Genomic DNA, 11,346 nt, shown 5'->3' with positions numbered 1-11,346 from the left:
CAAGGTCTTTTACGTACGATTGCGACAGGCCGGCAAACCAGCCAAACTCGCCCTCATTGCCGTCGCCAGGAAGCTGCTGACGGTCCTCAACGCCATGATGCGCGACAGGAAGCCCTACCTGAACGTCAAGCCGACATAACAGTTGCCGGCTCTGCGCAGCAGCGTAAGAACGCTGCAGCGCGTCCGGAACACAAGACCACCGCCGTCGCCTACAGCCCCGTCGACGCCTCGATCCTGAACTGCGCCAGCGCGACGATCGGCTCGCTGTTCAGTGCGTCCATGAGCTGAAGCACCGGCACCTTGCCGAGCGGGGTCAGCTTGATCGTCAGCGTCTGACCTGAGGTCTCGACGAAGCCGGCGAGTGCATCGACCGCCGCTTTGGCATCGAGATTGGCGGCCGTGACCTTCTCGCCCTGCGCGCGGATCATCTCGGCGATGGTACTGCGGGCGGCGTCGCGGCTGACATTTTGCATGCGCGAGAACTGCGCCACGACGAGATCGACGACGCCGCTGTCACGCAGGGAGAGTTCGAGCGTGCCGGTCTCGACCTGCGCCATCTCACTCATAGCCTCCATCGGGTCGGTCATGGTGAACAGGCCGCGCGGCACATTGGCGAGCGCGAAGCGGGCCTGCGCCTTGGCGAGGTTGCCGAGATCAATGGTGGCGGGCGCAAGCGCAAACGCGCCCGAGGACTCCGTCCAGGCGGCGCCGAGATCGAGGTCGATCGCCAGCTTGTCCACGCCCGCCATGATCAGCGGCCGCTGCGCCGGATTGGAGGGATCGGTCGGCGTGACCATCTTCACGACCAGATTGGCCTTGCTCGGGATCGATCCGACCAGCTGGCCCCAATTCAGGCTGATCGTGTCGATGGTGACGAGCTGCCGCGTGTTCTTGAAGGGCGAGACCACGCCCTTGATCTCGGCACCTTCGAGCACCCGGAACAAGCCCAGCATCTGGTCGGGCGAGGGCGCCTGCCCGGGATTGCTGAGGCCAGCGGCCCAGCGCATCAGGTTCGTAATGCTGAACGATTTGAGCGCGAAGCGCTCCATCTTGAACTGCCCTTGCGGCGACGGCGTATCGACGCCCTCGACGGCGAACTCGCCCTCGCGGTACCTGACCGCATTGATCTTGGCTGTTCCCTGCGGCGTCCCGATCGACGTCTTGCCCATCTCGGCCTTGCCGATGCGAATACCCTCGTAGACCCCGGCGATCTTCTCCAGCAGGTCGCGCGCCTGCGCTGGCGTCTGGGGCGCCGATTGATCCTGCGGCAGCGCGGCGAGCACGTCGGCCAGCCGGAATTTCGACGGCTGCACGGCGATGTCCTCGATGGCGAAGCCGTCGATATCGACGCGCATCGCCTGTGCCGATTTGAGCGTGTACGGGCCTGCCGAGACTTGCCGGTAGACCCGGCGATAGTTGTCGTCGCCGCTCGTCTGCGGATCGAGCGCCGCGAGGATCGCGGTGGCATCGAAATCGTTGACGATGATGTTCGACAGCTCGCCTGTCAGCTTGTCCGGCTTGCCTGGCTGCTTCACCTCGACCGAGATGACGGCGCGGTCGGCCTTCATCGCATCGATCTTGCCGTGCTTGAGGTTCTGGATCGCCAGCCCGGTATAGGTGAACTCGCCGCTGCCGGCGGCAGCGTTGCCGGAATCGAAACTCATCGTCAGTGTCGGGGCCGTAAGCGACGAGGCCGTGACGCCCGTGTACTGGCTGAGCGCATAGCGGTACATCTCGATCGGGGAGTTGTCCGCTGGCCCAGCTGCGGCGTGAACGGGACCGGCGTAGTCGCGCATCGTCAATTGCGGGATCTTGTAGGAGACTTTCAGTTTTGCCGGGGGAGCATGGCCCAGTGCGACCTCAACACCGGTGATGTCGATGCTGTCGGCCGAAAACCTGATATCGTCGACCAGGCGAACGCCCGTTCCTTTGATGCCGGCGATCTTGATCTGCGCCTGCGGCAGGTTGCCGGGAGTGACCGCGATATCCTCGATCGTCAGCGTCCGGGTCGCGAGCTCGAACGTGATCTTGCCGTGGCTCGCCTTGCCGCCCTGTTGGCGCATCTGCTCGAACGCCGCCTCGACCTCGCTGGTCGCGCGGTGCTGGACATAGAAGTTGAAGCCGAACCATCCGCCCGCGGCAAGCACGGCTGCCACGATCAGGCCGATCAGGATCCGCTTCATTCCCAGCTCCAGTTGCCCGTTTTGCACTGCGCAACCTGCCATATTCGGGAAATGCCGCGCGGTCTAGGGAAAGCTAGCGCTATCAGGTATTTGACCATGCGCCCTGTTGACGGGGCCGTAATCGGATGTTGCCACCGGGGCGCCCGCCGTGCTTCATCCCGTTTCCATGACCCGGAAATACCGTCCGCTTGGGCGGCGGCTCCGGATGAGGCATTTTGAAGCCGGTAACGCGAGGCGAGACACCGCATGTCGTCTTATTCTGATGATCTCCACCAGGCGGCGCTGGCCTATCACCGTCTGCCGCGCCCCGGAAAGCTCGAGATCCAGGCGAGCAAGCCGCTCGCCAACCAGCGCGACCTCGCGCTTGCCTATTCTCCGGGCGTTGCCGCCGCCTGTACCGAGATCGCCAAGAACCCGGCGGAGGCCGCTACGCTCACCACCCGCGCCAATCTGGTCGCGGTGGTCTCCAACGGCACCGCGGTGCTCGGCCTCGGCAATATCGGCCCGCTGGCCTCCAAGCCGGTGATGGAGGGCAAGGCCGTCCTGTTCAAGAAATTCGCCGGCATTGAYGTGTTCGACATCGAGATCGCCGCCGACACCATCGAGCGCGTGGTCGAGACCGTGGCCGCGCTCGAGCCGACCTTCGGCGGCATCAATCTCGAGGACATCCGCGGACCGGAATGTTTTGAGATCGAGGCGCAGCTGAAGGAGCGCATGAAGATCCCGGTCTTTCATGACGACCAGCACGGCACCGCCATCATCGTCGCCGCCGCCATCACCAATGGTCTCAGGCTGAACGGCAAGAAGCTGTCCGACGTCAAGATCGTCGCGTCGGGGGCAGGGGCCGCCGCGATCGCGACGCTCAACCTTCTGGTGTCGATGGGCGCGCAGCGCAAGAACATCTGGGTCTGCGACATCGACGGCCTCGTGCACGAAGGCCGCAACACCACGATGGACCGCTGGAAGGCGGTCTACGCGCAGAAGACCGACAAGCGCACGCTGGGCGACGTCATCGGCGGCGCCGACATCTTCATCGGGCTGTCGGCACCAGGGGTGCTCAAGCCGGAGATGGCCAAGGCGATGGGCGACAAGCCCCTGATCATGGCGCTCGCCAATCCGACCCCGGAGATCATGCCGGAGGAGGCGCGGAAGGTGCGCCCCGACGCCATGATCTGCACCGGCCGCTCCGACTATCCGAACCAGGTCAACAACGTCCTCTGCTTCCCTTTCATCTTCCGCGGCGCGCTCGACGTCGGCGCCAGCGCCATCAACGAGGAGATGAAGCACGCCGCGGTCGAGGCCATTGCGCAGCTCGCGCGCGAGGCGCCGTCGGATGCGGTCGCGCAGGGCTTTGACACCGGCGAAACGCAGGGCTTCGGCCCCGGCTCGCTGATTCCGAGCCCCTTTGATCCCAGATTGATTCTGCGCATCGCGCCCGCCGTCGCCAAGGCGGCGATGGAGTCGGGCGTCGCGACGCGCCCCATCACCAACTTTGACGAATACACCGCGCTGCTCGAGCGCTTCGCCTTCCGCTCCGGCCTCGTCATGAAGCCGATGTTCGCAAAGGCCAAGACCCAGCCGGTGCGCGTGATCTACGCCGAAGGCGAGGACGAGCGCGTGCTGCGCGCCACGCAAGTGGTGCTGGAGGAGAAGCTGGCGACGCCGATCCTGGTCGGGCGTCCCTCGGTCGTCGAGGCGCGCATCAAGCGCTTCGGCCTGTCGATCAAGGCAGGCAAGGATTTCGACCTCGTCAATCCCGAGGACGATCCGCGCTATCGCTCCTATGTGCAATCCTATGTCGAGGTCGCCGGCCGCCGCGGCGTGACGCCGGATGCGGCGCGCACGGTGGTGCGCACCAACAACACGGTGATCGCCGCGCTCGCGGTCATGCGCGGCGAGGCGGATGCCATGCTTTGCGGCGTCGAAGGCCGCTACATGCACCACCTCCGCCATGTCCGCGAGATCATCGGCTTCTCCGCGGGGATCATCGACTATGCGGCACTGGCGCTGCTGATCACCAGCAAGGGCGCCTTCTTCATCGCCGACACGCAGGTTCGGCCCAAWCCGAGCGCCGAAGAGCTCGCCGAGATCGCCTCGCTGGCGGCGGTCCACGTCCAGCGCTTCAACATCAAGCCGAAGATCGCCTTCGTCTCGCACTCGGATTTCGGCAGCTACGACACCGAGTCCTCGCGCAAGATGCGCCGGGCGACCCAGCTGTTGAAGGAGAAGCATCCGGAGATCGAGGCCGACGGCGAGATGCAGGGCGACACGGCACTTTCAGCTGCTGCGCGGAAAATGGTGCTGCCGCACTCCAAGCTCGAGGGCGAGGCCAACATCATGATCATGCCGAGCCTCGACACCGCCAACGTCGCCTATCAGATGATCAAGTCGCTGGCGGATGCGCTCCCCGTCGGCCCGATCCTGATCGGCCCGGCACGCCCCGCCCATATCCTCACGCCCTCGGTGACCGCGCGCGGCATCCTCAACATGACGGCCGTTGCGGTCGTGGAAGCGCAGGAGCGCGCTGCACGGCAGCAGCCGACGTTGTTTACGTAAGATGCCGTCTTACCCTCCCCCCCTGTGGGAGAGGGTGGTTAGCGGCGAGACGGTGAGGGGTCTCTATCCACGAGTCCCACCGCTATTGAGCTCGCGGATAGATACCCCTCATCCGGCGCCATAGCCGAAGCTTCGCTTCGGCGTTCTTAAGAACGGCGGCCGCAGGCCGCCTATGCCACCTTCTCCCACAAGGGGAGAAGGCGCACCGCCCGCGTCGCCAACTTTGAATTGCTCGCAGTTCGCCATTTCCCCGTTTGTAAACCGGCGCACGACTCTTCATAATCGCCCGGTGCTCTCGTCAAGACGCCTTTTTCAAAAAGCCTGAGCCAAGAGGCCGATCATGCCAGCGTTCGTGACTTTCGGGCGAATCCTGTTCGCCGTGCTGTTCATCTACACGGGCGCGACCAAGTTCTTTCCCCTCCAGGCGACGGCCGATTTCATCGCCACCAAGGTGGTGGTGCCTGAGGTCATCGAGTCCTACACCAAGCAGATCGAGACGGCGACCGCCATGACCACGCCGCAACTGCTGGCGATCGCGGGCGGCGGGCTCGAGATCATTGCAGGCCTGATGATTGCGCTGAACTTCGGCGCGCGCTTTTTCGCATTGCTCATGATCATCTACATCGCGGTCTCGACCGTCCTGTTCTCCGATTTCTGGAATCAGGCCACGCCCGACAACGCCAGGATGGTGGTCGATGCGCTGAAGAATCTCTCGATCATCGGCGCGCTGTTCATGATCATGGGCTACGGCCGCGCTACGCGCTCGGCCGAGACGGCCTACGGGGACGTGTAAAGCGAGTTGATGGCTCGTCCGTTTGCGACGAGTGCATGAACCATCATTCACAGATTATGGTTTTGAGATCACAGCGGTTCCACAAAATCGTGGCCGCTGCGGATCGACCGGTCTCTCCACTTGTCGGAATCCGTCCGGGCCCAATAGTACCGACAGTTCCGATTGCACAGGCGCAATCGGCACTGGGTGATTGGGGGCGGACTTGGTTCAATCGAAGCGCAAGGCGGCGGCACGCGCTGCTGTCGTTCTGGGGGCGGCGCATGTCGTGGCCGTTTCTGTAACCGCGGCCTGTGCAGCAGACTTGCCCGTGAAGGCGCGGCCGCTAGCGGCGCCCGTGGCGAACTGGACCCAGTTTTACGTCGGCGGCGGACTGGGCTTCGACTTCGCGACCGGACGGTCGAACCTGGCGCCGGTCGGCGGTGGCCCGGATTTGTTCAGCCTCGACGGCTTGCAGGGCGCCGACCTCGGGCTGTCGGTTTTCGCCGGATTTGACGTCCAGGTTGCGCCGCGTTTCGTGGTCGGCGGCTTTGTCGATTATGACTGGTCGCGCCAGAGAACGACGGCCAGTGCGTCGAGCCCGTTCTTTGGCCAGAGCCTGAGTGCTGCGCTGCCGTCGCTGGATCAGGGCTGGACGATCGGCGGCCGTGCTGGATTTCTGGTCACGCCCGATATCCTGCTCTACGGCCTCGCCGGCTACAGCGAGATGCGCATCAACAATTGGAACTTGAACTACGTGATCCTCGGGGGAGGGCCTTCGTTCACGGTGCAGGAATCGGGGCTGACGTCGCACGGTTACACAGTCGGCGCCGGCGCGGAATATCGCCTCGCGAGCAACGTGTCACTGCGCGGCGAATACCGCTACGTCGCGCTTGGCCGCAACACGACGGTCGATCCGCTCGGCGCGGTCTGGACCACGGACCTGTCCGAGCATGTGGTCAGGATCGGTGCGGCCTATCGCTTCGGCCAGTTCGGCGGACCGGCGACCGCTTCAGTGGCGCCGGTGCTAAATCCGACATGGACGGGCGTTTACGTCGGCGCGGGTATCTTTACGTCGGCGCGGGTATCGGGGGCGACGTCATCACGCCCCATGTCGCAGGCTCGTTCGCCGGTGTGCTGGATTTCAATGCGTCCGGTTTGGGCGGCGCCGACGTCGGCGGCACTTTCACGATCGGCTACGATCGCCAGGTCGCGCCGAAATGGGTCCTTGGCGCATTCGGCTTGATCGATGCCGGAACCAATGGCGGCGCCAAGGTCAACGCATCGGGCGGAGGTGTTGCGATCTCGTCGGATCTCGCGGCGGTGAAGCGGGGTTGGACCGTCGGCGGACGTGTCGGCTATCTCGTGGCGCCGGAGACGCTGGTCTACCTGCTCGGCGGCTACAGCGGAACGACGGCGCAGTCGATCTCGTACAATTTCCTCGGATTTCCCGGCACCGCTCCGACGCGGGAATATCACGGCGCGACCTTCGGTGGCGGCTTCGAGCGCTTCTTCACCGATAGCATCTCCGCCCGCGCCGAATATCGCGTCACGCATCTCGGGGCGCGAGACGATCTGGCGTCTGATTTCATGACCAGCCTGAGCGCGGGCGGCACGGTGCACACGCTGCGCGGCGTGCTGGCCTATCACCTTCCGACGCCGTAGCGCAGATCGCCTGTGCTAGACTCGACGCCACGGCGTAACCGTGACGTCATGCGCCGCGTCGAGCAGATACGGCGCCCCAGGCTTCATCCCGTGCGACGCCAGCACCTCATGCGGCGTCCGCTCCGGCACGCCGACAAAGCAGCCTTCGCCGCCGGGCAGCCGCACATGCGGGGCTTCCGACAGCCAGAACGTGTCGTAGCGGTCCATGAACATGTCGAACACGACGGGGCCGCCGATGATTGCGACCGTGCCGGAGGCGACACCGGCGAAAGCGCAGGCCTCCTCGAAGCTCGCATGCTCGGGATTCCACAGCGTCGCGTTCGGCATCTCCGGGTCGACGGTGAGCGCCTTGATCTTGCGGGTGAGGATCAGCCGCTTGCGCTTCGGCGAATTCGGCTGCTGCTCGTGCGAGTGTCCGCCGTGCACGACGACCGCGGCTCGATCGAGCGCTTGCTCGAAAAAGCGCTTGTCGCCTTCGAACACCAACGTTGAGGGCATGATGTGCGACGGATCGGCAAGCATGCCGTCCGCCGATATGATGACGTAACCTTCAAACCGGAAAGACAATTGCGGTCTATTCCGAGACCGTCGTCACGACGGAATTGACCGGGCGCGTGCTCACCGTCGGCAGCTTGACGTCCTTGAGCAGCTCCTGGTCGTATTCGGGCAGCGTCGAGGCCGGGAACTTGGCGCGCATCGCCACCACCTTGTAGCCGCCGGCCTTCAGGCGCTTGAGCAGCTCGGGCAGGGCCTCCGCCGTGTGCTTCTGGAAGTCGTGCATCAGGATGATGCCCTTGCCCTTGGTGTCGAGCTTCTTCATCACGGTCTCGATCACCTTCTCGGGCTTCGAGGCCTTGAAGTCGAAGGAGTCGATGTCGCAGGAGAAGATCGCGACGTTGCGGTTGCCGAGATAGGTAACCATCTCCGGCGGGTGCTGGAGCGCCGGGAAGCGGAAGAACGGTGAGGGCGAGATGCCGCCGAGCGCCCACTTCACCGCCGAGAATCCCTTCTCGATCTCTTCCTTGCGCTGCGCTTCCGTGAGCTTCTTGTTGTTGAGGTTGGCGTGCGACCAGGTGTGGGCGCCGACGGTGTGGCCGGCCGCATAGACCTGCTTCAGGATCTCCGGCTCATAGGTCGCGTGCTTGCCGATCGAGAAGAAGATGCCGGTGGTGCATTCGTCGGCGAGAGCCTTCAACACGGCGGGCGTGTTCTTCGGCCAGGGGCCGTCGTCGAAGGTCAGCACGACCTCCTTGTCGCGCAGGAAGTCGAGCTCCTTGAAATGCTCGAAGCCGAAGCCCGGACCACCCGTGGTGTCGATCTCGACGGTGCGGGCGACGCCGAGCGCGCCGGGCGTGTTGCAGGCCGCGCGGGCGGGCTGGGGCGCCTGTTTCGGCGGGGGCGGGAAGGCCGCTTGCGTCGGTGCAGCAACTGCCGCCGCGGGAGCGGGCGCCGGTGCCGCGGCGGGGGCTGCAGCCGGTGCCGCCTGGGTGGCGGCTGCGGGCTTTGCGGCCGGGGTCTGCGACCACGCTGCGCCTGCCATCGCAACCGACATCGCGCTTGCCAAAATCAGTCCTGCCGCCACACGCATGGTGTTGTCCTCGAGATTGATCCCGTTGTTCCGCCGCAGCTTTTCGCCTCTGGCAAAACCATCCTGCCCCTTGATAGTCCTAGCCTAGATGGTGGGCCCTCGTCATTGCAACGGCTGTTTGGCACCCCGCCACAATTGTGCCCAACCGGATGCGGGCTGCGGGTGTCAGCTGTCGGCCAGCGCCTTCGCAATCGCCGTCTTGACCCGTGTGTCCGTCGGATCGACCGCAGACGGATACACCTCGGCAATGTAGCCGTCGCGCCCGATCAGGTATTTGTGGAAGTTCCAGCGCGGAACGTCGCGGGGGCGCGCCTCGGCCGCCCATTTGTAGAACGGATGCGCCTTGGCGCCGACCACCACGGCCTTGGCCGCGATCGGGAAGGTAACGCCGTATTGGTGGTGTGCGGTCTCCGTGATCTCGCTGGTGCCGCCGGGCTCCTGGCCACCGAAATCGTTGGAGGGCACGCCGATCACGGTGAGCCCGCGCTCGCGAAACTCGCTCCAGAGCTCTTGGAGGCCCGCGTATTGCGGAGTGTAGCCGCAGAGCGAAGCGGTGTTGACCACCAGCAGCGGCTTGCCCGTGAACGCGGCAAGGCGGATGTCGTCGCCTGATAATGCAGGGAAGGAGAACGCATAGGCCGAGATCCGGCTCATGCCGCCATCGGCGCGGCTGCGTCCAGCAGACGCGGTCGTCGCGACAAGCGCGGCGAGCATGGTCCTGCGGTTCAGCATGGCAACGTCCCCCGACGTGATCCGGGACTCACCTTACTGCGTCGGCGCGACGCGCCTGGTCAACACCGCGTTATCGGACGCGGCAAGGCGCCACTTCGCTCGAAAGCGCTCTAGTACAGGCGGACGATGAAGTCGGTGCCTTCGCCGGTCTCGCCCTGGTTGATGCCCTGGTCGGAGACGATGATCGAGCCGCCCGATGTCAGCATCTCGTTGATCTTTGCCATGGTGTCGGCCGGGATCGAGATACGGTCGAGTGCCTCGGCCGGGCTGTCCGGCGTGACCACGGGCTTGGCTGTAACGGGCTTGGCGGCGACGGGGATCACGGCGGCGCCGCGCTGGCGGAGTGTCACGCGGCTGTCATCCTCGCGCGCGGCGGCGCGGGCGGAGACCGGCAGCGATACCACCGACCAATGCAGCGCGTTGGTGTCGGTCTTGTCGACCTCGGCGGTGAAGACGTGGGTGCCGAGCGACCGCTCGCTCGCAGCGATCGTGACGGGAACCTCGAACAGCGGCGCAAAGTTCTGCCGCACGTAGAGCTTGGAATCCTTGCGGCTGATGAACACCGCGATCTGGCCGGCCCGTTTGGGCGTCTCCGGCTTCGCGGCAGGCGCAGGATCAGCGACGCGGGTCTCGTCTTTCTTGGCGTCGGGCGAGGCGGTGAGCGCCGGTGCGGCAGCGGGCGCATCGGGTTTCTTCGCGGGCTCGGCGGCTTCAGCCTTGGGCGCTTCTGCAGTCTTGGGCGCTTCTGCGGCCTCAACGGGCTTTGCGTCGGTGCTTGCGGGCTTGGCGGCTTCTTCCGACTGCGGCTTGACCGGGTCAGATGCCTCGGCGGTCTTTTCAGACTTGGCCTCAACCTTGTCGGGGGGAGCGGCTGCTTCCGCGCGCACCGGTGCATTGCCGGTGGTCACATCCGACATCACGGTATGGCCGAGCGACGAACGCAGCTCGAGCGCGCTCTCCGCGCTGGCGGTCTTCGTCTCGACGGGTTTTGCTTCGCCGACTTTGGTTGGTGCGGCGCCCTTGTCGGCCTTGTCGCCGACATTGGTCTGCGGCTCCAGGCTGGCGGCGGGCTGCGGCGGCACGCGCACCGAGRCGAGCAGGGGATGCGAGAAATTTTGCGGCGACATCTGGCCGGGCGAGACGATCACGCGCGCGCCCATCCTGGTCCAATTCCACATCTTCACCGCGAACGCCATCGGCATGCGGATGCAACCGTGCGAGGCCGGATAGCCCGGCAGCACGCCGGCATGCATGGCGATGCCGGACCAGGTGATCCGCTGCATGTACGGCATCGGTGCGCCGCTATAGATGTTGGACTGGTGGAATTTGTGCTTCTGGATCACGCTGAAGACGCCCATCGGCGTCGAGTGGCCCTTCATGCCTGTCGACACCGCGGATTCCGCGAACACGCCGTTAGTGTCGTAGACCGTCACCTTCTGCCGATCGATCGACACGACGATCACGAGCGGACCTTGCGGCTTGGTGCCGGCTTCCTTCTCGGCGACGACTGCTTTCTTGCCAGCCGTACTGCGCTTCTGAGGCTTCTGCCGGGGAATGTCGGGATAGCGCTGCTGCCGGGCGGCGTAGGACCCGTCGGAGTAGTCGCTCCAGTAGTAGAACGCCGCGTCCGCCTGGCTGGTCAAGCCAATCGCACCCGCCGCCGTCAAAATGGCGACCTGCCACAGCCGGGCCGGCCTGGCAGAAAAACTGGCCCCGTTCACGCTATTCATTCCTCGAATCCACAATCCAACTCAGAAATTAGTCTCGCAGAGGGGATACGCGTTCACTAGCACGGCAGTTCTGCCGTCAGCGAATTTTGTCCATGACGTAGCAAAAAAGCCTCACGGACCGGT

At 64.9% G+C, this 11,346-nt stretch carries 9 protein-coding genes and 1 pseudogene; 5 read left to right on the top strand and 5 right to left on the bottom strand.

Annotated features, from left to right (window positions below; all coding sequences use genetic code 11):
• Window positions 1-139 (top strand): annotated as a pseudogene (locus AB4Z51_RS35640) (IS110 family transposase); the annotation flags it as partial.
• 70 nt (window positions 140-209) lie between these two features.
• On the opposite strand, the gene AB4Z51_RS35635 reads toward AB4Z51_RS35640, so the two are convergent.
• Window positions 210-2,183, bottom strand: a complete 1,974-nt coding sequence (locus AB4Z51_RS35635) for a hypothetical protein (protein ID WP_166096153.1) — start codon at window positions 2,181-2,183, stop codon at window positions 210-212.
• 246 nt (window positions 2,184-2,429) lie between these two features.
• Between AB4Z51_RS35635 and AB4Z51_RS35630 the strand changes: the two genes are divergently transcribed.
• The 4 genes from AB4Z51_RS35630 to AB4Z51_RS35615 all read left to right on the top strand — a co-directional run bounded on the left by AB4Z51_RS35630 (window position 2,430) and on the right by AB4Z51_RS35615 (window position 7,173).
• On the top strand, window positions 2,430-4,739 hold the full coding sequence (locus AB4Z51_RS35630) for an NADP-dependent malic enzyme (protein ID WP_441498962.1): 2,310 nt from the start codon (window positions 2,430-2,432) through the stop codon (window positions 4,737-4,739).
• 340 nt (window positions 4,740-5,079) lie between these two features.
• Entirely contained in the window at window positions 5,080-5,532 is a 453-nt protein-coding gene (locus AB4Z51_RS35625) for a DoxX family protein (protein WP_441498961.1), read from the top strand.
• A 202-nt stretch (window positions 5,533-5,734) separates the two neighbouring features.
• Window positions 5,735-6,754 carry an outer membrane protein gene (locus AB4Z51_RS35620; RefSeq protein ID WP_441498960.1) on the top strand — a complete coding sequence of 340 codons (1,020 nt, stop codon included), beginning with the start codon at window positions 5,735-5,737 and terminating at the stop codon, window positions 6,752-6,754.
• On the top strand, window positions 6,751-7,173 hold the full coding sequence (locus AB4Z51_RS35615) for an outer membrane protein (RefSeq protein ID WP_441498959.1): 423 nt from the start codon (window positions 6,751-6,753) through the stop codon (window positions 7,171-7,173). Before AB4Z51_RS35620 ends, AB4Z51_RS35615 begins: the two co-directional genes overlap by 4 nt.
• Before the next feature lie 15 nt (window positions 7,174-7,188).
• Here the strand turns inward: AB4Z51_RS35615 and AB4Z51_RS35610 are convergent, their stop codons facing one another.
• The 4 genes from AB4Z51_RS35610 to AB4Z51_RS35595 all read right to left on the bottom strand — a co-directional run bounded on the left by AB4Z51_RS35610 (window position 7,189) and on the right by AB4Z51_RS35595 (window position 11,223).
• Window positions 7,189-7,740, bottom strand: coding sequence for a dihydrofolate reductase (locus AB4Z51_RS35610; RefSeq protein ID WP_166352832.1), 552 nt, complete (start codon window positions 7,738-7,740; stop codon window positions 7,189-7,191).
• A gap of 7 nt (window positions 7,741-7,747) precedes the next feature.
• Entirely contained in the window at window positions 7,748-8,761 is a 1,014-nt protein-coding gene (locus tag AB4Z51_RS35605; RefSeq protein WP_135216862.1) for a polysaccharide deacetylase family protein, read from the bottom strand.
• Between the two features lie 165 nt (window positions 8,762-8,926).
• Window positions 8,927-9,493, bottom strand: a complete 567-nt coding sequence (locus AB4Z51_RS35600; RefSeq protein ID WP_063983643.1) for a glutathione peroxidase — start codon at window positions 9,491-9,493, stop codon at window positions 8,927-8,929.
• Window positions 9,494-9,603: 110 nt separating this feature from the next.
• Window positions 9,604-11,223, bottom strand: coding sequence for a L,D-transpeptidase family protein (locus AB4Z51_RS35595; protein WP_441498958.1), 1,620 nt, complete (start codon window positions 11,221-11,223; stop codon window positions 9,604-9,606).
• Between the last annotated feature and the right edge of the window lie 123 nt (window positions 11,224-11,346).

The organism is Bradyrhizobium sp. 2TAF36, assembly GCF_052114925.1.
GTDB classification, from domain to species: Bacteria; Pseudomonadota; Alphaproteobacteria; order Rhizobiales; family Xanthobacteraceae; genus Bradyrhizobium; species Bradyrhizobium barranii.
This window is presented reverse-complemented; position numbering and strand designations above follow the sequence as displayed.